Consider the following 22,208-nt stretch of genomic DNA (forward strand, 5'->3'; position numbering starts at 1 on the left):
GGTGCTGTTGGCCTACCGCATCCCGCGCCAGCCCTCGACATCGCGGATCACGATCTGGCGCAAGCTGGACCGGCTCGGGGTGGTCCGGCTCGGTGACGGGCTCGTGGCGCTGCCCGCCGACGCCCGCACGCGAGAGCAGATCGACTGGATCGCCGAGGAGATCGGCGAACTGGGCGGCAGCTCCACCGTATGGCTGGCCGTCGCGGGAAGCGCTGCGCAGGAGAAGGCCATCGCTACCGAGATGCGCGCGGCACGGGCAGCCGAATACCGGACAGTGGCCGAGCAGGCCGAGGCCGCCGCGAGCGCACCACCCGGCGAGCGCAGCCGCACCATGAAGCGGCTGCAGGCCGAGCTACGCAGAATCGGGCGGCGCGACCACTTCCCGCCCCCGGAGAAGGAGACCGCTCAGCAGGCCGTACGCGCCCTGGCGCAGACGATCGTGGAGAGCGGCCGATGAGGTGGGCGACGCGGGCGGGCGTGCACATCGACCGGGCCGCGTGCGCCTGGCTGATCAGGCGGCACCTCGATCCCGACCCGGAGTTCGTGTTCGTCGACGCCCCCGCGGCGGTGCCGGCCGATGCGACCCCGTTCGACCTGCGCGGGGCCGAGTTGTCGCATCACGGCGGTGACTGCAGCTTCGAGACGATCCTGCGCCGCTACGAGCTCGACGATCCGGTGCTGTGGAAGCTGGCCGAGATCGTGCACGAGGCCGACATCGACGACGAGCGCTTCGACGCCCCCGAGGCGCGCGGCGTGGATGTGATCCTGCGCGGACTGTCGATGATCTGCGACGACGAGCGCGTGCTGGACATCACTGGGCCTGTTTTCGACGGCCTGTATGAGTTCCACCGGCGAGCCCTGCTGCTGGGGCGGGAACCGGCGTGACGGGCACGGTCGGCCTGCTGCTGACCTCCCAGGCGCTGCGCGGCCTCGGGTACGGCATCGCCGCCGTTCAGCTCGGCGCGATCCTGCGCCTGGACGGCCTGACGCCGGCAGGGGTCGGGCTGATGCTGGCGGCCATCCTGGCCGGCACGCTCATCTCCAGCCTCGCCCTGGCCCGCTGGGGCGACCGGGCCGGCCGCCGCCGCGTGTACGCCGCCCTGTATGGAGCCCTGCTCTGCTCGGGAGTCGTCATCGCGGCCGGGGCGCCGGTGTGGTTGCTCGTGGTGGTGGCCATGACGGGGGCGTTGTCGGTCGAGGTGATGGAGTCCGGGCCGTTCACCACGCTGGAACAGGTCATGCTCGCCGGCACCGGGCGGCCGCAGCGCGAGGTGGTGCGCGGCTTCGGCCTCTACAACGCGGTCGCCGCCGTCGCCGGGACGGCAGGGGCACTGCTCGGCGCGCTGCCGCCGGATCGGCAGCTGCTCGGCGGCGTCCTGGCCACCGTGGGCGCGACCGGCATGATACTGGCGTTCCGGTTGCCCGCTGGCGTCGAGGCGCCCCCAGTGTCACCCGCAACGTCCGCAGGGGTGCCGCGGCCCCGGATACTGGCCCACTCCCGCGGGCCGGTGGCGCGGCTGGCCGCGCTGTTCGCCGTGGACAGCCTGGCTGGCGGGTTCGTCGTGCAGGCCTACCTCGGCTACTGGCTGAGCCTGCGCTACGGCGCCACCACGCAGACCATCGGCATCACCTTCGCCGTGCTCGGCGTGCTCCAGACCGCCTCCCTGCTGGCCGCCCCGGCCGTCGCGGCCCGGGTCGGGCTGCTGCGCACCATGGTCTTCACCCACATTCCCTCCAACCTGCTGCTGGCCGCAGTCCCGTTCGCGCCCGGCCTGCCCGGCGCGATCGCGCTGCTGATGGCGCGCGCCTGCCTGTCGCAGATGGACGTGCCCACCCGGCAGGCGTACGTGATGGCCCTGGTCCCCGCCGACGAGCGGACCGCGGCCGCCGCCGTCACCAACACCGCCCGCTACCTCACCCGCCCGGCCGGACCCGCCCTGGCCGGCTTCCTCCTGCCGTTCGGCCTGGCGCTGCCGTTCGTCATCGCAGGAGCCGCCAAGACCGCCTATGACCTGACCCTGTGGCGGATGTTCAGATCCGTCCGCCTGCCCTCCGCTGAAAGGCCGCTATGACCATCGAGGCGACCCGTGATGTGATCCCGTTCCGCCAAGCCGTGCGGGCCTGGTTCCTGATCTCGCTGCAGACCTTCGGCGGCCCGGCCGGCCAGATCGCCGTCATGCAGCGCACCCTGGTGGAGGAGAAGCGCTGGATCGGCCAGCAGCGCTTCAACCACGCGCTCAACTACTGCATGCTGCTGCCCGGCCCGGAAGCACAGCAACTGGCCATCTACGTCGGCTGGCTGCTCAACGGCACCCGCGGCGGCCTGGTCGCTGGGAGCCTGTTCGTGCTGCCCGGCGTGCTCGCGCTGCTGATCCTCTCGGCCGTGTACGTCCTGTGGCAGGACACCACGGTGGTGACCGCGCTGTTCGCCGGGATCGCCCCGGCCGTGCTCGCGATCGTCGCCCAGGCCGTCATCCGGGTCGCCAAGCGCTCGCTCATTCACCCGTTCTTCCTCGCACTGGCCGTGGCCGCCTTCGCCGCGCTCGCCCTGTTCGGCGTGCCATTTCCGATCGTGGTCGCCGCCGCGGCGCTCGCCGGCTGGCTGGTGCACCGACTGGCGCCGCACGTCTTCAAGGCAGGCAACGGGCACGGCGGCGACGGCGGGCCGGCGCCGCTGATTCCGGACGACGCCCTGCACCACGCCCAACCGAGCTGGCGCTCGGCGGGCAAGATCCTGGCCATCGGGCTGGTCGTCTGGTGGGTGCCGGTCGCCGCGGTGGCGCTGCTGTTCGGCACCGGCAGCGTGTTCACCACCCAAGGTCTGTTCTTCTCCGGCACCGCGCTGGTCACCTTCGGCGGCGCCTACGCGGTGCTGGCCTTCGTCGCCCAGCGGGCCGTGGAGGTCTACGGCTGGCTGACACCGGGAGAGATGGTCCGCGGCCTGGCGCTGGCCGAGACCACCCCGGGACCCCTGATCATGGTGGTGCAGTTCGTCGCCTTCCTCGGCGCCTACCGCGACCCGGGCGCGCTGACCCCGTGGGCCGGGGCGCTGCTGGGGGCGCTGCTGACGACCTGGGTCACGTTCGTGCCGTGCTTCCTGCTCATCTTCCTCGGCGCCCCCTACGTGGAGAAGCTGCGGCACAACACCGCCATCAGCGCCGCACTCACCGGCATCACCGCCTCGGTCGTCGGCGTCATCGCCAACCTGGCGCTCTACTTCGCCGAGCACACCCTGTTCGGCCAGACCTTCACCTGGGCGTGGGGGCCGTTCACCATGCAGGTCCCCGCGCTCGGAACGGTCAGCCCGATCGCCCTGGTCATCACGGCAGCGGCGCTGGTCATGACGTTCGTGCTGAAGTGGCCGATGCTGCGCATCCTCGGGATCTGCGCGCTGCTCGGCGTCGGCACGGTGCTCTTGCCCGGGTAGCGGCCAAGAGCGCCGCGCCGGTCCCGCCCGCCCCGCAGGGGAAGAGCCGCAGGGTTCGGGCTACCGCGGTTCGCGCAGCTGAACGGCATCCTCGCCGCCGCTCAGCTGCAGACGCTTGGCCACATCCAGCCGTACCTCGCCGTAGGGCTGGACGTGCTGCCAGAACAGCGGGGTCAGCCCGCGCTGGTCGGCGGGCTTGAGCAACTGAGCCCATTCGGGGTCGGCCAGGACGTCCTGCAGCATCAGGGTGTTGGTACACGAGCGCGGCCTGCAGGATGCGCAGGCACAACACGCTCATCTCCAGCTCCTCGCGCCGGTTGGTGGCGATGTCGCCGCCCTTGCCGTAGAAGATGACCGAGTTGGCTCCGTTGGAGGACTCCACCACGTTGAGCCCTTCCTGGATCTCCCGCTGGAGCTCGCGCAGGCGCAGATAGCGGGCCACGAAGATGGTCTTCTGGGCGCGGCCGACCTCCAGCATGGCCTGGTAGGTCGGGTGGGAGGCGGACTCGGTGAACCGGCGCAAGATGGCCTCTGTGGAGGCGGTGCCCTGCTTGATCGCGGTCGCGTACTTGATCATCTGGTCGTAGTTCTGTTCGATCAGGTCCCAGTGTAAACGCGCGATGTTGTGTTGAATGCAACATTCGCCTCGGCTCGATATTGACGTAACCACAGGTGGGAGAACCTGTCTCGGTCCGCCTCGACGCTTGGTCCACTAATCCACCTGGACCTCTTGCGCCTCGGCGGCCCTATCCCAACAATGTTGCATCTGATGTAACGGAGGTGGGTGTGGGCCGAGCGGTCGATCTGCCGGGTGCGGCGCACCTGGTGCTGGCGGACAACATCGTGCTTCTGGACCCGGCGCCGATGGTGTTCGACGCGATGCTGGAGGGGTGGGCGCGGCAGCAGCGAACTCGGTTCCTGAAATGGGACTCGACGATCAAGCCGCGATTGTCGCTGGTGCGCCGGTTCGCGGCGTTCACCAATCAGTACCCGTGGGAGTGGGAGCCCTCCGAGGTCGAGGCGTTCTTCGACCACATCCGTGCGAACAATCCGCGCTTCACGGTGTCGACGGGTCGGCAGTACCAGAACGGGCTGCGGATGTTCATGGACTTCATCTGCGATGCCCGCTACGGCTGGTTGTCGATCTGTGTGGAGCGGTTCGGGCGGGCGCCGGCGCAGATCCTGCACGAGTGGAACTCGATCACGCATGTGACCGAGTTCGAGGGCCAGCCGGGACGGCGCCCGCTCACCTACGAGGAGGTCCAGGCCCTGTTCGATGCCGCCGACGGCAGAGTGGAGGATAAACAGGATCGCGGCCGCAAGGGCGTGTTGACGGCGATGCGAGACTCGGCGCTGCTGAAGGCGTTCTACGCCTACGGCGTCCGCCGTCAGGAGATGGTCGGTCTCGATATCACCGACCTGCGCCGCAACCCTAAGATGCCGCAGTACGGGCGGTTGGGCGCGCTGTTCGTCCGCCACGGCAAGTCCTCCAACGGCAGCCCGCCCAAGCGGCGGACGGTGTTCACCGTCCCGGAGATGGACTGGGTCGTCGACGTGCTCGAGCACTATCTCACCGAGGTCAGACCTCGGTTCGAGGTCGGTAAGCATCCGGCGTTGTGGGTGAGCGAGCGATGCGGCCGGCTGTCCAAGCGCTCCGCCAACGACGCCTTTGAGAACGCCCGAGAGGCTGCCGGACTTCCACCCGAGCTCGACCTGCACAGCCTCCGGCATTCGATGATCACGCATCTGGTGGAGTTCGACTACCCGGAGCGGTTCGTTCAAGATCAAGCAGGTCACGCCGTCGCGGCTACCACCGGTATCTACACCTCCGTCTCGGACGAGTACCGCAACCGGCTGATCAGGAGAAAGCTGACCGAGCGCCATGCCGGGCTTTGGGAGGATGACCAGCCGTGATCAAGAAGATGGGTATTCGATGGAATCTGCGCAGGCTGATGGCCGCCAAGGACATGTTCCAGACCACCGACCTGGTCCCGCTGCTGGCCGAGCGCGGCATCCAGCTCTCCCGCGAGCAGGTGTTCCGCCTGGTCACTCAGGCGCCGCAGCGGCTGTCGATGGACATCCTCGCCGCGCTCTGCGACATTCTGGGCTGCACCCCCAACGACCTGATCGAAGTCGAGGTCGTCAACGCCGAAGTCCGCAAGACCGCCGCTGAGACCAGCGGCCCGGCCCCGGCGGTTCGCCGCACCTCGATACGCCGGCCGGAGGGACTGTGACGGCGCCGTCGGCGGCCGCCCGGCTCGCCAGCCAAGCCGCGCGCCTGGAAGCCGCGATGAACACCGCCGTCACCCGGGTGACGACTGCGCTCCCGATGCTCGGCGCCGAGGAGGCCATGGCCGCGCTGGAAGCCGCAGTGCCGATCACGGTGAAAGGAGCGGCCCGGTTCCTGGAAGAGCTGGCCGCGCACATCGCCGGGCATCCCGACGCGCTCACCTCAGGCGATTCACGATGCCCGCCGGTGCTGCTGCGATTGACCCACCTCCTGCACGAGGCCGGGCATCCCGTCGTCCGTCCCGGATGCGCCCGCTGCGGCACGATCCGCGCAGACCTCCGGCAATTACGCGAGGAAGGGCGAATCTGCGGGACCTGCGACGCCCGTTCGCGCAGGAACGGAACGTGCGGACGCTGCGGCGCCACCGAGGTGCAGATCGCCGCGAAGCGGCCCGAGGGCGGAATCTGCCATCGCTGCTACCGCCGAGATCCCCAGGTCGTCGAGGAGTGCCGGAAGTGCGGCCGCGTCCGCAACCCGGCCGTGCGCCTGCCCGACGGCGGCGCTCTTTGCATCGGCTGCTGGAAACAGCCCCAGCACACCTGCGTGTCCTGCGGCAAAACCGCGGCCGCTGCGTTGCTCTCCGAGGAGGGGGCCTACTGCCATTCGTGCTACAACCAGCACCGACGGCCCCTCCGCCAATGCGGAAAATGCGGCACGATGGGGAAGATCCACCGCAACGCCCGCGATGACCAGCCTGACCTCTGCGAAAGGTGCTATCAAGCGCCAGAGCGAACCTGCTCACGCTGCGGACGGGTGCGACCTTGCCAACGGACCAGGTCAGAAGAACCAATCTGTCACACCTGCTACGCCCGCGACGAACGACCCCGCACGACGTGCGCTCGCTGCCAGCGGGACATGCCGGTCCAGGTCTACTGGCCGATCGGCCCAGTCTGCCAGGGCTGCTACACCGTCGTTGTCCGATCGCCGGCAGAATGCGGACACTGCCACCAGCCCCACCCGCTGATCGGCCGCGACGAGAACGGTGCCGGGCTTTGCGGGCCGTGCGCCGGACGTGACATCGACTTCATCTGCCGTCAGTGCGGGCGGTCCGGATACCCCTACGGGCATGGCCGCTGCGCCTACTGCGTCCTCGCCGACAAGGTCACCGAGCTGCTCACCGGCCCTGACGGCAACGTCGCACCCGAGCTGCAGCCCCTCGCCGAGGCTTTCGCCCGAGTCCACGAGCCGTTCAAGGCCATCCACTGGATCCGGCGAAGCCCCAGCGCCAAGCTTCTCACTCACCTGGTCGCCGAGAACCGACCGATCACTCACGACCTCTTGGACGAGCTACCACCCACCCGCAACCTTCACTACATCCGGCAAGCCCTGGTACAGACCGGCGTCCTGCCCCAACGGAACGAGGATGTCGAACGCGTCCCTGCCTGGCTTGAGCATCAGCTGGCCGACAAGCCGATCCAGCATGCCAACCTCGTCCGCCCGTTCCTGCATTGGTCGCTACTTCGACGAGCCCGCCGCCGCGCCAAAAAGCGTCAGTTCCCTGCCTCGATCGGCCGCGAGCTGCGCCGCCGGGTTCTGATCGCTCTCGACCTCCTGGCCTGGCTCGATCGGCAGGGCACGACGTTGGCCGAGCTCCGCCAAGACGACCTCGACCGCTGGCTCGACGAGGAACAAACCCAGCGCCGCAACCGCGTCAGCTACTTCCTCAACTGGACCGCCGATCGCGGCCTCAGCCACCGCCTCACGGTCCCGGTCATTCCACGCCAGGAACCCACCGAGTTCCTCGACGACGACCAGCGGTGGCAGCTCCTCCAACGCTGCCTCACCGACGACGGCCTGCCTATCGGCGTCCGCACCGCCGGGGCTCTTGTCCTGCTGTTCGGGTTCCAAGTCCAACGGATCCGCCATCTCACCGCAGACCAGATCATCGACAAGGACGGCCACACCTACCTGACCGCCGGCCGTCACCCCGTGCTTCTGCCACCGCGGCTCGGCGCCCTCCTCCGCGAACTGGCCGCTCAGCCACCGCCCCGCCTCATGATCTCCCATGGGCCTGCCGCACCTCGCTGGCTCTTCCCCGGCCGGGTTCCCGGCCAGCCCCTCGACCTGCGCAGCCTCATCAGCCAGCTCAATCGCCACGGCATCAGCGCTCGGCCTGCCCGCAACGGAGCGCTCGCGGCCCTGGCCTCCGACCTTCCCGCCGCGATCCTCGCTGATCTCCTTGGCCTCCACGTCAACACCGCCGTCCGCTGGGTCACCTACGCCCGCAGTGACTGGACCGGCTATCTCGCCGACCGCGCGGCAGAACAGAGAGCGAGCCATACCCAGTGATGCAGCAACAAGTGAGAGGGGACAGCGCCGTGGAACCGGGTTACGTACTTGCCGGTTACCGGGTGGCTACACACACTGATCGGCAAGATTGGCAGGAGGCCGGCCTTCCTGGTCCTCATCTGTTGTCGCTGAGCGACTGCGTGGTGGACCTGGTCCCCGTGGACGCCGGCGGCTGGGACGACTGGTTCGCCAGTCCACAGGAGGCTGAGATCGCCCGAGATCAGGCCGGCAGGTCGGGCTTGCACGTGCTCGGGGTCGGATTCGCTGCCGCTGACGTTCCTGGGCTACTGGCCGATATGGCCGACGGCGGCTGGGACGCATCGGCTGGCAGCCTCCCGGAACGGCTGACCCGGCATGAGAAGTTCCCCGGCTCCGGCGAGCGGCAGCTGGGTTTCGAGCTGGTCGGTTTCGACAGCGGAAGCTGGCACACCTGGACCTGCATCGGAGGCCTCGTCACCGACGTTCACCAAGCCACCGGTGTTCAGCCGGATCCCCATGGACTGATCCAAAATGAGCAAGACGCGCGCCGGGCCGCTCAATGGCTCACCGACTCAGGCCTCGGCGATCCCAAGGTGTTCCTCTGGGCGGCTGCGCTGCTCACGGAGCCTCGCGAGCGACCCTCCGGACTGGAGGGATAGCGCATGGTCGGAATAACTCCCTTCCATCAGTGTGGCCGGGTCATCGCCGGCGTCAGCCGCGGGTACAGGTCGCTCTCGCCGCTCTCGACCCGATACAGCTTGACCTTGTTGATCTGCTTGATGCGTGGCAGCAGGTCAAAGCCCAGGAGCCTGCTCACGCCGAACCCGATTTCGGTCTGGCCATGGGAATCGACGTAGTTGCCCTCGACCTTCATGGTGGTGCCGTGCCGGACCGCCCCCTCGATCATCGCGTGCACCTCCGAGGCCGAGGCGCGCAGCGTCTGGGAGTGCACGACCATGGACCCGCGCTCGATGTGCCAGTAGATGAGGATGCCGCGGCCTCCGTACCGCGAGTGCCACTCGGTGAAAATATTCTGATCGTAGGCGCGCACGTGGGTGGAGTCGGAGGCGACGGTGGTCGTCCCCTCGCCCCACAGCTCGACGTCCCGGGCGGTGAAGGTCGCGTTCGCGATGGCGATCGCGATGTCGGTGGCGATCTGCGGGGTCAGGTAGCGGCGCCGCACGTAGCGGATGTCGTCCTCGCTGTGGGCATGCCCGCCGGAGGCCACGGCCCGGATCCCGGTGTTGGTGCCGTACCCGAAGATCGCGAGCATCAGGCGTTCGGCCAGGACCTCGGGCTTGAGGCTGGAGGTGCCCGCCACCGAGGTGACGGCGTTCAGGCAGCCGGTGCGCAGCACCGCCTCCTTGAGCATGTCGATCAGCGGCACCGAGCCCCAGCGGCGGCCCACTTCTTTCTTGATCTTGCGCAGGTTCTGCGGCTCGTCCGCCGGGCCGATCTTCGTGAGTTTGATCGCGCCGGACTTGCGCTCGGAGATCGTCAGCCAGTCCAGCTTGGGCAGCGCGGTGTTGAGCGCCTCCAGTTCCGCGCGCATCTCGGCCTTCAACTCGGCGATGAAGTCCTTCGGGTCCAGCGGTTTGCGCAGCTCGGCGTAGTTCTCCACGCGCCGGGTGGCGAAGTCCTTGGGCAGGTCCTCTTCCGGGTCGCGGAAGGAGTGCGCGCCGACGACCCAGATCTCCTTGCACCGCAGGGCTTCGCGCAGCGCCTGGAAGGTGACGATCTCGTACACCATCCGCACCACCCGCCGGCGTCCGCGCTTGTCGTTCTTGAACACCAGGTTCTCCCAGTCGCCGGCGGTGCCGCGGTGTTCGGGCACCACCTCGCCGCGCGGGTAGTAGGTGGTGTTGCCCGCCTTGGCGTAGCGGCGGATCAACTCCAGCGCCTCGATCACCGGCTGGTAGGCGGTGTTGTTGCTCTTGAACTCCAAGGTGTCCAGCAGCGCGATCAGACCGCGCCGGTAGTGGTTGGTGTAGGAGGCGCGCAACGTGGTCTGCACCGTGGTCCGGTAGGCCGGCCCCTTGGTCTTGAACTCGTGCACCAGGTCCTTGAGCGTCTGCTCGCCTCCGCTGACGGCCGGGAAGATGACCGCCCGCACCGGATCGTCGGGGTGGCCGAGGGCGGCGTCGGCGACCTTGAACAGGATGTTCTCTTTGCCGGTCACCCGCTTGAACGCGTTGATCAGCTCCTTGGTCACCTTGCTGTCGGCCCGCGCCTTGATCCGATGCACGGTGACGATCAGCAGCTCCACCAGCGTGTCGGTGATCTCCCGCTCCCGCTCGCAGACCAGCGCCGCCAGCAGCAGCACCGCCAGCTCACGCGGATGCGTGCGCATGTGCGAGGGCGCCTCCACCGCCGCCCGGGCCCGCCAGGCCGCCAGCACCTTGGGCGCCACGTCGGCGAACAACCCCGGCGGCAGCTCGATCGCGCGCACCGCCGCCAGCTTGCGGATCTCCGTCATCATCGACTCCAGGCTCACGTTGCCCGGCGCCGACTTGATGAACGCCAGCACGTCGAGGTCCTCATCGTCTTCGACTTCTTCGGCAGGCGTCTGGCCGGTGGGCTCCTGGCGGTCGCCGGCCGCCTCGGCTGCCGTGCGGCTCGCATCGTCGATGCCGACCAGCGCGTAGATGCGCTGCGTGGTCTCGGGGCTCAGCCGGGAGGCGATCCGCATCGACCAGGTGACCTCCGCGTTGTGCAGGGCTGAGGCTACGATCCGGGAGATACGCCCCGAGGTCGGCGGTTCGATCCGCTCCTCGCGCAGATGCTTGAGCAGTTCCTCCCGCACCCGCTCCGGCCGTCGCTCGGCGTGTGCGACCTCCTCGGCCAGCCACACCGCCAGCTTCGTCGCGTCCGCCGTCGTGCAGGTGCGAAAGCCCAGGTGCGTGCGGATCTGATTGCGGTGGTACTCGATCGTGGAGCCGGACCATTCGTAGAAGCCGAGCTCGGAGGCGGGAACCTGGACCGGCGATCAGGTCGCGTTCTTCGTCCAGGATCGTCCAGTGCTCGACCAGTTCATCGATGTGCAGTGGGGGGTGTGTCATGTTCGCCCAGCATTGACCAGGCATGTCACAACAAGATCAACGCCGTTTGGGGCTCATGACACGTTTCTTACCGGCGCCCCTACTAGCCAGGCGTACCGGCTTCTGCCCGTTCTGCGGCGGGCAAGTGTCGCGGGGTCGCACTGCTCACACCACCACCATTCTCATCATGGGAGGATCGATCAATGATCGCGTTGCTGTCCGCGCCCACCAACCTCGGCCTGCGTCCGCCGCTGCCGACGGCCGTCCCCGGCTGCGCCAAGGCGCCGGAGGCGCTGCGCGAGGCGGGGCTCTTCGCACGCTTCGCCGACCTCGGCGCGCGAGATGCGGGAGTCGTGCTGCCGGGCCGGTATGCCGATGACTCCTCGCCTGGTCGGCTCCGAAATCAGGACCTGATCATCGAGCATGCGAGACGGCTGGCCGGACGCATCACCGAGATACGGGCAGCCGGCGACTTTCCCCTGGTCGTCGGCGGAGATTGCAGCCTGCTGATCGGAGCCGGCCTGGCGCTGCGAGCGGCGGGCAGGTTCGGCTTGGCGCATCTTGACGGTCATACCGACTTCCGCCATCCGGGCAACTCCTCCGCGTGCGCCTCCCTGGCAGGTGAAGATCTCGCCGCCGCCATAGGCCGGCACTGGCCCGCGATCGCCGACATCGACGGCCTCGGCCCGTACTTCCGTCCCACGGACGTGGCGCACGTCGGATGCCGCGACGATGACGACGAACTGGTCGAAGTGAGTCAAGCGGTGCGCTCGACGATCCGTGCCTCCGAAGTCATCCGCGACGGCGCAGCCGACGTCGGCAAGCGCGTCCGCGAGCAACTCGATCGAACCGAGCTCGATGGCTACTGGCTCCACCTGGACGTGGACATCCTCGACCCCGCGGTCATGCCCGCAGTCGACAGCCCCGACCCGGGCGGAATCGACGCCGAGCACCTTGTCGGCCTGCTCGCCGAACTTGCCCCACGCGCCGTCGGGGCGCAGGTCACGGTGTTCGACCCCGACCTCGACCCGGATGGGCACCATGCACGGCAGTTGGTGGACATCCTCGCCACGGGGTTGAGCGAGCTTGGCCGAGCGCGCTGACGATCAGCTCAGTGAGACAATCCGAGGTGACGGCACAGCGGTCGCCAGGCGGTCTCCGGCCGCGCGCACCTCGTGATCGTCTTCCCCATGCTTCTCGACCCGCTCACCGAAACTGCTTCGGCAACGCGATCGGCGAGAGCTTCTTCGCCTCGCCGGAGTGCGAGCTGATCGGCCGGCGGACCGCGGTCGCCGTCGGCCGCGACGTGGACAGCCTCGAACAGAACGTTGCGGTGACGATCGAGCCAGTCGCAGGCGCTCGGCGACCACGCCGTCAGGACACTGCGCAGGTAATGGTGCACAAGCCGGCCGACCGCCGCGCAGCCCCGCGACGACCGACGCCGGCGACAGTCGCGGACGGGCGCTGAGCCGGGCGCCCCGGATCGTCAGTGCCAGTGGCCCGGACAGCTCGACGATCGCGTCGAGGGACTCGGCGTCGCCGCCGGTGACACGTTCGGGCAGACGGGCCTGCGAGGCGTACCGAGTGGCTCTGGCCGCAGCGGATGATCTGTCCGGTGGTGAGGGTTCGGCCAACGGGGCGTCGCCGGCGGTGCGCAGGCGGTCGTTCGCGGAATGGCACCTCGACGATCGTGTGACCTGGATGACGACGGCGTCCTACACGCGGAGACACCGTCGCGCATGCTCTGGCCTGGCCGCTGGTCGTGGCGTCCCGAGGTGCCGGCCTTCACGAGGTGAAGTCCACGGGGAGGCGGGCCAGGCCGTGGACGACGCGGTGCCGGTGGGTGGGGAGTTGGTCGGGGTCGCAGGCCAGGCGCAGGGTGGGGAAGCGGTGCAGCATCGTGGTCAGGAGGGTGCGGAGTTCGAGGCGGGCGAGTTGGTCGCCGAGGCAGTGGTGGGGGCCGTGGCCGAAGCTGAGGTGTTTGGCGGTGTTGTGGCGGTGAAGGTCGAAGTGGTCAGGGTGGGGGAAGTGGCTGGGGTCGCGGTTGGCGGCCGGCAGGTGCAGGACGACGCGGTCGCCGGCGGCAATGGGCTGGCCTGCGATGGTCAGGGGTTCGCGGGCGATGCGCAGCAGGCCGAATTGGTTGGCGGTGGCGTAGCGCAGGGTTTCCTCGATGACGGCATCGAGGAGTTCGGGCCGCTGGCGGATGGTGTCCCACAGGCAGGGCGGGCGCAGCAGGAGCAGGACTGCGATGGCGGCGGCGTTGGCGGTGGTCTCGTGCCCGGCGATGAGGATGAGCTGGGCCAGGGCGGCGATCTCGTCGTCGGTGACGATGGCGGGGTCGCCGGCCTGGGTGTGCAGCAGGCCGGAGATGAGGTCGTCGGCGGGTCTGGTGCGCTTGGCGTCGATGAGGTCTTGGAGGTAGTCCTTCATCTCGGCTTTGCTGGCCAGCAGTTGTTCGCGGGTGCGGTCGAGGCTGACCAGTTCGGTGGTCAGGCGCTGGTAGCGGTGGTGGTCGGTGAAGGGGACGCCGAGGAGTTCGCTGATCACCAGGGACGGCACGGGCAGGGCGACGGTGGTGACCAGGTCGGCCGGGCGGGGGCCGGCGGCCAGGGCGTCGAGGTGCTGATCGACGATCGCCTGGATCCGCGGGGTGAGCTGGGTCATCCGGCGGGCGGTGAACTGGCCGACCACCAGGCGGCGCAGCCGGGTGTGGTCGGGCGGGTCGCTGGCCATCAGGTCGGAGGGGCGCAGCGCGGCCATCTCGGTGGCGGTGACGAGGTTGGCGCGCACGTGGGCGTTGAGGTGAGGACGGCGGGCTCCCAGCCGGGGGTCGGCCAGGGCGGCGCGGACGTCGCGGTAGCGGGTGACGAGCCAGCCTGGCGGCCCGTCGGGGAAGATCATCGGGGCGACGGGCAGTTCGGCCCGAAGCCGTGCCAGCTCGGCGGGCAGGTCGAGTGGGGACGGTCGATCGACCGGCAGGGGTATCGGTGCCCGGGCCATGCCCGGGCCGGGGGTGCTGTCCATCTATCGAGTCCCGAGGTCGTTGTCGTCCACGGTGGCTCCCAGCCCGCAATGGCAGTAGGACAGTGACCCCTGGATGTTGGCGACCAGCACGCCGGTACAAGGCCGGTTGTCCACCAGCCCGGTGAACAACTGATCGCACACGCACACCCAGCAGTCGGTGTTGACGTGTCCCCGCTCGACGTCCAAGCCGGGGATGCGGCGGTGCGCGGTGATCGCGTTGAACAGGCGGACGGTCGGCTCGCGCATGTCCTCGGGTACCTCGCGGCCTCCGTGACGGGAGTAGACCACGCTCAGCGCGGCTGTGCTCCACACCCCGTCCTTGAACCGCCGCGCGTCGGTTCCCGTGGCCGACGGGGCGCCGGGCAGGCGTCCCCGGATCGCTACGGTGGCCTCGATCTCGTCCATGATTTTCCGCTGATCGTCGGGCCTCAGGTGCTCGGTGCGGGCACGGCACCACTCGATGATGCGCTGCGCCTGCTCGGTGGTGATGTGCGGACGTGGACGCGATTCCCGCAGCACGCCCAGCACGCCCCCGAACGCGCTCACCTCGGGCACGGCGTCGGTGCGGTCGCCTCGGGCTCGCCACACCGGCAGGAAGTTCATCAGCCAGGATCCGCAGCGCCAGCGGGCCTCGGTGATCTCCTCGGGGGTCATGTCGCCGATCAATGGGACCAGTTCGTCCACCACCTGATTCACCCGGGCGTTCAGGCGTGGGGTATGCGGCCCGAGGATCAGACCGCGCTGACGGGAGTGGTGAATCGGCGGTGCCGGCGGGCTCACCCAGGTGTTCACGTGCCGCGCTGAGCGAACGAGTACCTCGGTCAGCTCCCGTGGCCAGCCACGCCAGGCGGCGAACTGCCGGATGGCGCTCTCTGCGGGGGCGGCGCCTCGCACGGTCCGGTCGAAATGCCGGTGCGGGTGCGGCCCCCGGTAGCGCAGCCACCCCGCGCCCGCCATGTGATGGGCGACGACCACGGTATGGATGCGATACAGAGCTTCATCGTTGTCGGTGTCCTGGCCCGCGGCGTCGACAGCCATGGTCAGGCCGACCAGGCCCCACGCGGCCATACCCTTACACCAGGCTTGGCCCAGGGCGGGCAACTCCCAGTCGTCCACGTCCGCCGAGCGCAGCCACTTGAATCCCTGGTGCACCATCGCGGCGCAGAACTCACCCAGGACCCCGATCCACTCGGCCCCGCCAGGAGTGCGGCACAGGCCACGGAAGGCCCCGTGCCGGTAGGCGGCGTCGAGGACGGCCATCACCTTGAGGTCGTCGGTGTCGCCGAGCGGGGTCACCGGGGCGTGCCCGCGCGCCAGCCGGAAGCTCTCGAAGTCGAGGAAGTCGAAGATTCCCTCGGCCCAAGCGCGGTTGCTGCCGGTCAGCTTGTTACGGAGGGCGACGATGAGGGCCGCTTTCTCCTGCTTATCGGCGCAGTGGTCGATCTTTGTGCAGTCGTCGTAGACCTCGACCATGAACGCGTCCTTGTCTGCGCCGTACAGCCAGTCGGCCCAGAGGTAGCCGTAACTCGTGGTGATGTGCGTCATGAGGGGCTCCTGGATCGAAGTGCGTGGAGCGGTTGTCTCTGGGTTCCCAGCCGGCAGGTGCGGCCGATGGGGGTGGGAACTGCCGTGCGGGTCGTCGACGAGTTGGAGGGCCGGGCCGCCGTCGGACCCCGCGAACGTAGGCACCTCGGGCGGCGACTGCGCGTCGTGCGAGGCGAGACCCGGGCGTGTCCTCAGGGGCGTCCCAGCAGCCAGTTGCCGGGCGCCTGGGGGTCGTCGCTGGAGCTGAACTCCTGGATGTCGATGACGCCGTCGCCGTCACGGTCCAGCACGGCGAACGCGTCCAGGGCCTGCTGCCGGCTCGCGCCGGCGGAGTCGTAGATCCGGGCGAACTCGGCCTGGTCCAGGGTTCCGCTGCCATCGGTGTCGATCATGGCGAACATGGCGTCGATGATCCGCGACGGGACCTCGGCGTTGCCGTCGCTGGTGTCGATGGCCTTGACGGCGCTGACCCAGGCGGCCGGATCCAGCGCGATATCGGGGCTGGATCCGGCCACTAGATTCCACCACTGGTCAAAGGCCTCCACCGGCGCTGAGGCCTCCTCGGGACCGCTGTTGAGCCGCTCGGCGCTGTGCTGAGCGAGGGGCTGAAATCGCCGTGGTCGACCAGGCCATCGCGGTTGACGTCGTAGAGGCCGAACACCTGCTGGAGCTTCCAGTCTCTGATCCCATTATTCACACAATAAGTAACTGACAACTCACAATTAGTTACCATCGCCGTGGAATGCACCGGTCGCTCACCTCACAGTAAGGAAAGTGACACCGAAGCTGCTACATACCTGCAGCGAGTGAAAGGGCGGGGGTTACGGCCGTTCAGGTTGGTTCGGTGGCGGCGATGAGGTTGTCAAGCACGGCCAGGTCGCCGTGGTGGACCAGCCGCCGCTGGTCCACCTCCGCGAGGGCGACACCCTGCGGCCGTGGCTGTGGTCCTCGCTCGGCTGGGCCGTGGACGAGCCGGGCGACATCGCCGACGCCCCCGAGGTCCGGCCGGTGGCCGATGCCGTACGAGGTGCGCGAGTTCACCCCGCCGTCCGGGCCGGGCGTGCTCATGGAGGACTACACCGGCGGCCCCGCCGCCTGGGCGGGCGTTGGCTGGTGCGCGGACCTGGACCGGGCGCGGGAGCTGGCCGACGCGCTGGTCGCCTGGGACGGCGGCCTGACCCGGGCGCAGGCGTGCAACCACTCCGACGCGGTCGGCCACGGCTGGCCGCACGAGGGCGCGTGGCTGGTCTACCAGGTGGACGCCGGGGCTGACCGTCCGCCCCGGCCGCGCTGCCCCGACAAGGGGCCGAACCGCTACCGGCCGGTCGGCCTCGGTCCCGAACTGGCCGCCGAGCCGGAATGGCAGAGCTGGCTCACCGCCCCGGGCTGGCTTCGCCACCCGCCGACGTACGCGTTGCACGTCTGGGCTCCGGACACGGCCGGGCCGGGCGGGCAGTGGCACACCGTGGCGTGGTGCGAGGGCGGCCGGATGGGCGCCGGCCACGCCGCCGCCGCGCTGCGGGTCGGCATCGAGGGCGGGCCGTACCCGCAGGGGGATGACCGGCCCGCACCACCCGAACGCCTACTGGCAGGACCTCACGCCGGACGGGCGGTGCATCACCGACTCCTGCCCGAGGTTCCAGCACTGGGCCGAACGGCAGCCGCGCTGCCTGTAGTCTCGCCGTTCACCAGGTCGCGGGCGTGCTGGATCGTTTCGGGGTCGGTGAGCTTGATGATGAAGTCTTCGCGGGTGATGTCGGTCATCACGAAGTAGGCCGAATCTGCTGCCTGAGCGGGTGCGGGGGCGGCGGCGCGGACCACGGCGTCGATCTCCTGCGAGGTGAGCGAGAAGCCTTCTCCCGTGCCTCCGCCGGCGAACAGGCCGGCTACCCCGCATCCGGCTTGCCATGCGAGATGGTCGCGGTAGCGGGCCTCGTCGAAGTGGGTTACGGGAAGGAGAGCAGGCCAGTGGTCAGCCGGCCGGCGAGCTCAGCGGGGGAGTCAGCGTCACGCGGCCACGGTAGAAGGGATGACGATGCTTGCCCATGAGTGTTTCCGCATCGCGGAGCATCACTAGGTGGAGCTTCGCTCTCCTGCAAGGGCAGGTCAGTGCTGGGGCAGGTGTCCGGGGCAGGTGCTGGCCAAGACGGTCAGGACCCGTCGGAGCGCGGGGTTGTGTGAGGCGCGCGGCCAGAGCAGGTGCAGCTCGACGGGCTCGGGCAGGTGGGTGTCGAGCGCGATGAAGGTGACGTTGGGCACGCCGACCAGGGCGGCGGAGGCGGGGACGAAGGCGATGCCACGTCCCGCCGACACCAGCCAGAGCATTGTGATCACCTGGCTCACGCTGTGCACGATCCGCTCCTGCGCGAGCGGCACCATGCTGACCACGAGATCGTAGAAGTAGCGTGCCCGCTGCTGTGAGTGGAAGATCAAGGGTTCGGTCGCCAAGTCGTCCACGTGCGCGGGGCGCTCCAGTTCGGTGAGACGATGTCCGGCCGGCACCGCGAGCAGCAGTGCCTCCTTGTGCAGCAGCACGGAGTCGAACAGCTCGGGGTCGAACGGCGGGCGGGCCAGCCCGAGGTCGAGGTCCTCGCCGGTGAGGGCCGCGATCTGCTCGCGAGTCACCATCTCGAACAGCTCGATGCCGACTTCGGGCAGTTCGCGTTCCAGCCGGTCGAGCAGGCGGCCCAGGACGCCGAAGGTGGAGGCGGCGGTGAAGCCGAGCCGGATCAGTCCGCGGGTACCGGCATGGACTCGCTGGGCCAGATCGGGTGCGGCCTCGGCGATGGACAGGATGCGCCGGGCCTCACCGAGGAAGGCCTCTCCTGCTGGGGTGAGTGCGACGCGCCGGTTGTCCCGCTCGAACAGTTGCACGCCCACGGCGGCCTCGAGTTTCTGGATCTGCCGGCTGAGCGGGGGCTGGGTCATGCGTAATCGCTGGGCTGCCCGGCCGAAGTGTAACTCTTCGGCTACAGCGACTAAACCCCGCAGTTGCTCCAACGTGTAGGGCATGCACGCAAGGTATCACTCCATGCATTAAGGGAGTTGGACAGGCATGAAAGGTGGTCATAGTCTGCGCCACATCGTGGACGGCGCGCCGTCCCGGTCCTCACCCCCCGCTTGAGGAGATCCTCATGAACACCAGGCTTCGGGTGCCCCATCGCGTGATGGCGGTTGCTACTTTCGCCGCTGTCCTGTCGCTGACAGCCTGCGGAGGCAATATAGGTGACCAGGGGGCCGAGACGGCCGCCGCCTTCCCTCAGCGAGCGATCAGCGTGCTCGTCGGGCAGGATCCCGGCGGCAGTACCGACCTCATCGCGCGGGCGCTCGCCGACCCGGCGAGCGCCGATCTCAAGCAGCCGATCACTGTGCTCAACAAGCCCGGTGCCAACGGCGCCGTCGCCGCCAAGGAACTGGCCGGCGCCAAGCCCGACGGTCACACGCTCATGGTCTTCAACGGTTCCCTGGCCTACATCACCCCGCTGGCCGTCGCCGCCGGCGAGGCGGTGGACATCAACAACTACGAGGTCATCACCGGCCTGTCGCAGGACGACTACGTGCTCATCGCCAACCCGAAGACCGGTTTCAAGACGGTCAAGGACATCGTCGACGCCAAGCGGCCCATCAAATACGGGACCACCGGTGTCGGCACGGGCAGCCAGCTCAGCCAGGCGCTGCTGTTCTCCCAGGCCGGTATCGACGCCACCGCCGTGCCCTTCGACGGCGGCGCGCCCACGCTCACCGCGGTGATGGGCGGCCAGGTCGACGTCGGCTCGGTGCAGCTGGGCGAGGCGCAGGCGCAGATCAAGGCGGGCAAGGTCGTGCCGCTGGTGACCTTCGCGGAGAAGCGGCCCTCCTACATGCCGGACACTCCGACGGCGGTCGAGGCAGGCTACAACGTCCCGGTGCAGCAGTCGCGCGCCATCGTCGCCCCCAAGGGCACGCCCAAGGACGTCATCGATCGTCTCCGCTCGGCGTTCGGGAAGTCCTTCGCCACGCAGGCCTACAAGGACTTCAACGCCGAGCGGCTGCTCACCCCCAACGAGGTCGACGGTGCCACCCTGCTCAAGCAGTGGACGGGCTCGCTGCAGTCCTACCGCGACCTTGTCGGCAAGTACAAGATCGACATGAGCGGCGAGGCATGAGCTCGCCCACCGAGGACCCATCGGCCGGCAGCGAACTGTCCGAGCAGACCCGGCCGCCGGCCGCCGGCACGGTGACCAACCTCATCACGGCTGTCGTCGTCATGGCTCTCGGTGGAGCGGCGCTCGCCGGGTCGCTGAGCCTGGGGGTGGGCACTCTGTCCAGCCCCAGGCCCGGCACCTGGCCCGCCATCGTGAGCGCCGTGCTGATCGTGCTCGGCGCCGTCCTGGCCGTCCAGGCCCGCCGCACGAGCGATGCCGAACGGTTCACCCGCACCGCGTTCTCGGTGCTCGCGGCGGTGGCCAGCATGGTCGTTCACGTGGCGGTGATCAGCCTCATCGGCTTCGAGATCCCCACCGCGCTGCTGGCCTTCTTCTGGTTGCGCGTCCTCGGGCGCGAGAGCTGGCGGATCTCCATCGTCCTGAGCCTGGCCATCACCGTCGCCTTCTACCTGCTGTTCGTCGGCGCGCTCCAGGTGTCCATCCCTCACCTGTTCTGACTCGCACATCTCCACATGTCTGGGAGGACCGTTGGACGTGTCCCCCGTGCTCGATGGTTTCGCCGTCGTGCTCGAACCGGCCAACCTGCTGTACTGCCTCGTCGGCGTGGTCATCGGCATGCTGATCGGCGTCCTGCCCGGCCTGGGACCGGCGGCGACCATCGCCATCCTGCTGCCGATCACCTTGGGGCTCGACCCCGTCACCGCGATCATCATGCTGGCGGGCATCTTCTACGGCGCGCAGTACGGCGGCACCATCACCTCGGTGCTGCTGCGCCTGCCGGGTGAGGCGTCCTCCGTCGTCACCGTCTTCGACGGGCACGCGCTGGCCCGGCAGGGCAAGGCGGGCACCGCCCTGGGCATCGCCGCCATCGGCTCGTTCGTCGGCGGAACGCTCGCCGTCATCGCCTTGAGCCTGGTCGCGCCCGTCGTCGCCGACTTCGCCCTGGACTTCGGCCCGCCGGAGTACACCATGCTCGCGTTGCTGGGCATCGTGCTCGTGGCGTCGGTGGCCAACGGCGGGATGCTCAAGGCCCTCATCGCCGCCGTCGTCGGCCTGCTGCTGGCCACCGTCGGGCGCGACGGCTTCGTCAGTGTCGAACGTTTCACCTTCGGCAACCTGTCGCTGGCCGACGGCCTGGACTTCGTGCCCATCGCCATGGGCCTGTTCGGCCTCGGCGAGATCCTCTACAACCTCGAAGAACGCCATCGGGCCGCGCAGGCGCCGGCCCCCGTGGCCAACGTGTGGCCGAGCCGGGCCGACCTTCGCCAGTCCGCCGGCGCGATCGGCCGGGGTGGCGTGCTGGGCTTCGTCCTCGGCATCCTGCCCGGCGGGGGAGCGGTGCTGGCCTCCCTGGCCGCCTACGCCCTGGAAAAGCGCCGTTCGCGCCATCCTGAGCGGTTCGGCCGCGGCGCGGTCGAAGGCGTGGCCGCACCCGAGACGGCGAACAACGCGGCGGCCACCTCGTCGTTCATCCCGCTGCTGTCGCTGGGCATCCCCGCCAACGCCACCATGGCGGTCATCTTCGGCGCCCTGCTGATCCAGGGCATCACCCCGGGCCCTCAGCTCGTCACCGAGCATCCCGAGCTGTTCTGGGGCGTCGTCAACTCGATGTACATCGGCAACGTCCTGCTGCTGATCATGAGCATTCCGCTGGTCGGCCTGTTCGTCCGCATCCTGCGCGTCCGCCCGGCCATTCTCGCGCCCATCACCACGCTCATCACGCTCGTCGGCGCCTACACCGTCAACAACAGCATCTTCGACATCGGCCTGGTCATCTTCTTCGGCGTCATCGGTTACCTGATGAAGAAACTCGGCTTCGACCCCGGCCCGCTGGTGCTGGCGTTCGTGCTCGGAACGCTGCTGGAGACATCACTGCGCCGCTCGCTGCTGCTCTTCGACGGAAGCGCCCTCGGCTTCATCTCCCGCCCGATCTCCGGCACGCTGCTCCTGCTGTTCCTGGTGGTAGCGCTCACGCCTGCGGCCAGGACGATCCTGCGCAGCCGCCGCACCGCCCGCGACCCGAACAGGGAGGCGGCATGACCGTCCTGGTCGGCTATCTGCCCACGCCCGAGGGAGAAGCCGCCGTCTCCGCCGCGCTCGCCGAGGCGTCCAGGCGAGACGAACCCCTGGTCGTCCTCAACTCGCCCCGCCAAGGAGCCCTCGTCGACCCGGAGATCGTCATCCACCACCCCGCCACCGACCCCGCCCGGCACGCGACCTTCTACCGCCTCGTCGCCCGCAACCGCGTGTGGCTCGCCTACCGCCGCCTGCCCGCGCCCCTGATCCCGATCTACCTGGTCACCTGGATCGAGCTCAGTCTCATCCGGATCAGGTCGCGCGCCAACCTGGCCGTCTGGTTCGCGGGTCTCCGGAAAGGGCTGAAGGGCGGGCACGGCCAGCGCCGTCCGATGTCGTGGCGCACCGTGCTCCGGCTCACCCGCGCGGGGCGCCCCCCGATCGTCTGAGCC

The 22,208-nt window shown here is 69.1% G+C and carries 20 protein-coding genes and 2 pseudogenes; 14 read left to right on the forward strand and 8 right to left on the reverse strand.

Annotated features, from left to right (window positions below; all coding sequences use genetic code 11):
• Position 1: 1 nt before the first annotated feature.
• From FXF51_RS26170 to chrA, 4 genes are read left to right on the forward strand one after another with little or no spacing between them, the layout of a single operon-like run.
• A complete protein-coding gene (locus tag FXF51_RS26170; protein WP_148437317.1) occupies positions 2 to 457 on the forward strand; it encodes a Chromate resistance protein ChrB in 456 nt (151 codons plus the stop codon).
• Positions 454 to 885 carry a chromate resistance protein ChrB domain-containing protein gene (locus FXF51_RS26175; protein ID WP_148437318.1) on the forward strand — a complete coding sequence of 144 codons (432 nt, stop codon included), beginning with the start codon at positions 454 to 456 and terminating at the stop codon, positions 883 to 885. Before FXF51_RS26170 ends, FXF51_RS26175 begins: the two co-directional genes overlap by 4 nt.
• Positions 882 to 2,072 (forward strand): MFS transporter, encoded by a 1,191-nt coding sequence (locus FXF51_RS26180; RefSeq protein WP_148437319.1) that lies wholly within the window; start codon positions 882 to 884, stop codon positions 2,070 to 2,072. Before FXF51_RS26175 ends, FXF51_RS26180 begins: the two co-directional genes overlap by 4 nt.
• Positions 2,069 to 3,427 carry a chromate efflux transporter gene (gene chrA / locus FXF51_RS26185; RefSeq protein ID WP_148437320.1) on the forward strand — a complete coding sequence of 453 codons (1,359 nt, stop codon included), beginning with the start codon at positions 2,069 to 2,071 and terminating at the stop codon, positions 3,425 to 3,427. Before FXF51_RS26180 ends, chrA begins: the two co-directional genes overlap by 4 nt.
• Positions 3,428 to 3,487: 60 nt before the next feature.
• Here chrA and FXF51_RS62770 read toward each other — a convergent pair.
• A pseudogene (locus FXF51_RS62770) lies at positions 3,488 to 4,004 on the reverse strand (Tn3 family transposase).
• A gap of 209 nt (positions 4,005 to 4,213) precedes the next feature.
• Here FXF51_RS62770 and FXF51_RS26195 point away from each other — a divergent pair.
• From FXF51_RS26195 to FXF51_RS26210, 4 genes are all read left to right on the forward strand, one after another.
• On the forward strand, positions 4,214 to 5,341 hold the full coding sequence (locus tag FXF51_RS26195; RefSeq protein WP_222871465.1) for a tyrosine-type recombinase/integrase: 1,128 nt from the start codon (positions 4,214 to 4,216) through the stop codon (positions 5,339 to 5,341).
• Complete coding sequence (locus FXF51_RS26200; protein WP_148437321.1) at positions 5,338 to 5,661, forward strand: helix-turn-helix domain-containing protein; 324 nt, start codon at positions 5,338 to 5,340, stop codon at positions 5,659 to 5,661. The genes FXF51_RS26195 and FXF51_RS26200 overlap by 4 nt, the downstream gene beginning before the upstream one ends.
• A complete protein-coding gene (locus FXF51_RS26205; protein ID WP_148437322.1) occupies positions 5,658 to 8,006 on the forward strand; it encodes a hypothetical protein in 2,349 nt (782 codons plus the stop codon). Before FXF51_RS26200 ends, FXF51_RS26205 begins: the two co-directional genes overlap by 4 nt.
• 140 nt (positions 8,007 to 8,146) lie before the next feature.
• On the forward strand, positions 8,147 to 8,644 hold the full coding sequence (locus tag FXF51_RS26210) for a hypothetical protein (RefSeq protein ID WP_148437323.1): 498 nt from the start codon (positions 8,147 to 8,149) through the stop codon (positions 8,642 to 8,644).
• A 26-nt stretch (positions 8,645 to 8,670) separates the two neighbouring features.
• On the opposite strand, the gene FXF51_RS63505 is transcribed toward FXF51_RS26210, so the two are convergent.
• A complete protein-coding gene (locus tag FXF51_RS63505) occupies positions 8,671 to 10,674 on the reverse strand; it encodes a Tn3 family transposase (protein ID WP_316247642.1) in 2,004 nt (667 codons plus the stop codon).
• A 39-nt stretch (positions 10,675 to 10,713) separates the two neighbouring features.
• Positions 10,714 to 10,950: pseudogene (locus FXF51_RS62780) on the reverse strand (DUF4158 domain-containing protein); the annotation flags it as partial.
• 276 nt (positions 10,951 to 11,226) lie between these two features.
• On the opposite strand from FXF51_RS62780, the gene FXF51_RS26220 reads away from it, so the two are divergent.
• A complete protein-coding gene (locus tag FXF51_RS26220) occupies positions 11,227 to 12,126 on the forward strand; it encodes an arginase family protein (protein ID WP_148437325.1) in 900 nt (299 codons plus the stop codon).
• Positions 12,127 to 12,808: 682 nt separating this feature from the next.
• On the opposite strand, the gene FXF51_RS26225 is transcribed toward FXF51_RS26220, so the two are convergent.
• The 4 genes from FXF51_RS26225 to FXF51_RS26240 form a co-directional block, all read right to left on the reverse strand.
• Positions 12,809 to 14,050: a cytochrome P450 gene (locus tag FXF51_RS26225; protein WP_222871466.1), complete on the reverse strand. Its 1,242-nt coding sequence runs from the start codon at positions 14,048 to 14,050 to the stop codon at positions 12,809 to 12,811.
• The gene (locus FXF51_RS26230) at positions 14,051 to 15,523 is read right to left on the reverse strand and encodes a hypothetical protein (protein ID WP_148437326.1); all 1,473 of its coding nucleotides are present in this window, start codon (positions 15,521 to 15,523) and stop codon (positions 14,051 to 14,053) included.
• Positions 15,524 to 15,786: 263 nt separating this feature from the next.
• Positions 15,787 to 16,140, reverse strand: a complete 354-nt coding sequence (locus tag FXF51_RS26235; RefSeq protein ID WP_148437327.1) for an EF-hand domain-containing protein — start codon at positions 16,138 to 16,140, stop codon at positions 15,787 to 15,789.
• Between the two features lie 286 nt (positions 16,141 to 16,426).
• Positions 16,427 to 16,636, reverse strand: coding sequence for a hypothetical protein (locus FXF51_RS26240; protein ID WP_187414574.1), 210 nt, complete (start codon positions 16,634 to 16,636; stop codon positions 16,427 to 16,429).
• Between FXF51_RS26240 and FXF51_RS26245 the strand changes: the two genes are divergently transcribed.
• The gene (locus tag FXF51_RS26245) at positions 16,611 to 17,369 is read left to right on the forward strand and encodes a hypothetical protein (protein WP_187414575.1); all 759 of its coding nucleotides are present in this window, start codon (positions 16,611 to 16,613) and stop codon (positions 17,367 to 17,369) included. The two genes, FXF51_RS26240 and FXF51_RS26245, sit on opposite strands and share 26 nt — an antisense overlap.
• A 332-nt stretch (positions 17,370 to 17,701) precedes the next feature.
• Here the strand turns inward: FXF51_RS26245 and FXF51_RS26255 are convergent, their stop codons facing one another.
• Positions 17,702 to 18,607: a LysR family transcriptional regulator gene (locus tag FXF51_RS26255; RefSeq protein ID WP_148437330.1), complete on the reverse strand. Its 906-nt coding sequence runs from the start codon at positions 18,605 to 18,607 to the stop codon at positions 17,702 to 17,704.
• A gap of 122 nt (positions 18,608 to 18,729) precedes the next feature.
• On the opposite strand from FXF51_RS26255, the gene FXF51_RS26260 reads away from it, so the two are divergent.
• The 4 genes from FXF51_RS26260 to FXF51_RS26275 are packed head-to-tail and all read left to right on the forward strand — an operon-like array spanning position 18,730 to position 22,205.
• Positions 18,730 to 19,740: a Bug family tripartite tricarboxylate transporter substrate binding protein gene (locus FXF51_RS26260; RefSeq protein WP_148437331.1), complete on the forward strand. Its 1,011-nt coding sequence runs from the start codon at positions 18,730 to 18,732 to the stop codon at positions 19,738 to 19,740.
• Positions 19,737 to 20,237, forward strand: a complete 501-nt coding sequence (locus FXF51_RS26265) for a tripartite tricarboxylate transporter TctB family protein (protein ID WP_148437332.1) — start codon at positions 19,737 to 19,739, stop codon at positions 20,235 to 20,237. Before FXF51_RS26260 ends, FXF51_RS26265 begins: the two co-directional genes overlap by 4 nt.
• A gap of 31 nt (positions 20,238 to 20,268) precedes the next feature.
• Entirely contained in the window at positions 20,269 to 21,780 is a 1,512-nt protein-coding gene (locus tag FXF51_RS26270; protein WP_148437333.1) for a tripartite tricarboxylate transporter permease, read from the forward strand.
• Positions 21,777 to 22,205, forward strand: coding sequence for a hypothetical protein (locus FXF51_RS26275; protein WP_222871467.1), 429 nt, complete (start codon positions 21,777 to 21,779; stop codon positions 22,203 to 22,205). Before FXF51_RS26270 ends, FXF51_RS26275 begins: the two co-directional genes overlap by 4 nt.
• The last annotated feature ends 3 nt before the right edge of the window (positions 22,206 to 22,208 follow it).

Origin of the sequence: Nonomuraea sp. PA05, from assembly GCF_008086045.1 — a bacterium.
GTDB classification, from domain to species: domain Bacteria; phylum Actinomycetota; class Actinomycetes; order Streptosporangiales; family Streptosporangiaceae; genus Nonomuraea; species Nonomuraea monospora.

Bases quoted from the DNA above. Each gene is read 5' to 3' on its own strand.
- FXF51_RS26175 (WP_148437318.1), top strand. From the start codon at position 454: ATGAGGTGGGCGACGCGGGCGGGCGTGCACATCGACCGGGCCGCGTGC.
- chrA (WP_148437320.1), top strand. From the start codon at position 2,069: ATGACCATCGAGGCGACCCGTGATGTGATCCCGTTCCGCCAAGCCGTG.
- FXF51_RS63505 (WP_316247642.1), bottom strand. From the start codon at position 10,674: ATGCGGATCGCCTCCCGGCTGAGCCCCGAGACCACGCAGCGCATCTAC.
- FXF51_RS26220 (WP_148437325.1), top strand. From the start codon at position 11,227: ATGATCGCGTTGCTGTCCGCGCCCACCAACCTCGGCCTGCGTCCGCCG.
- FXF51_RS26225 (WP_222871466.1), bottom strand. From the start codon at position 14,050: ATGGACAGCACCCCCGGCCCGGGCATGGCCCGGGCACCGATACCCCTG.
- FXF51_RS26230 (WP_148437326.1), bottom strand. From the start codon at position 15,523: ATGGTCGAGGTCTACGACGACTGCACAAAGATCGACCACTGCGCCGAT.
- FXF51_RS26245 (WP_187414575.1), top strand. From the start codon at position 16,611: ATGCCGTACGAGGTGCGCGAGTTCACCCCGCCGTCCGGGCCGGGCGTG.
- FXF51_RS26255 (WP_148437330.1), bottom strand. From the start codon at position 18,607: ATGCCCTACACGTTGGAGCAACTGCGGGGTTTAGTCGCTGTAGCCGAA.
- FXF51_RS26260 (WP_148437331.1), top strand. From the start codon at position 18,730: ATGAACACCAGGCTTCGGGTGCCCCATCGCGTGATGGCGGTTGCTACT.
- FXF51_RS26265 (WP_148437332.1), top strand. From the start codon at position 19,737: ATGAGCTCGCCCACCGAGGACCCATCGGCCGGCAGCGAACTGTCCGAG.
- FXF51_RS26275 (WP_222871467.1), top strand. From the start codon at position 21,777: ATGACCGTCCTGGTCGGCTATCTGCCCACGCCCGAGGGAGAAGCCGCC.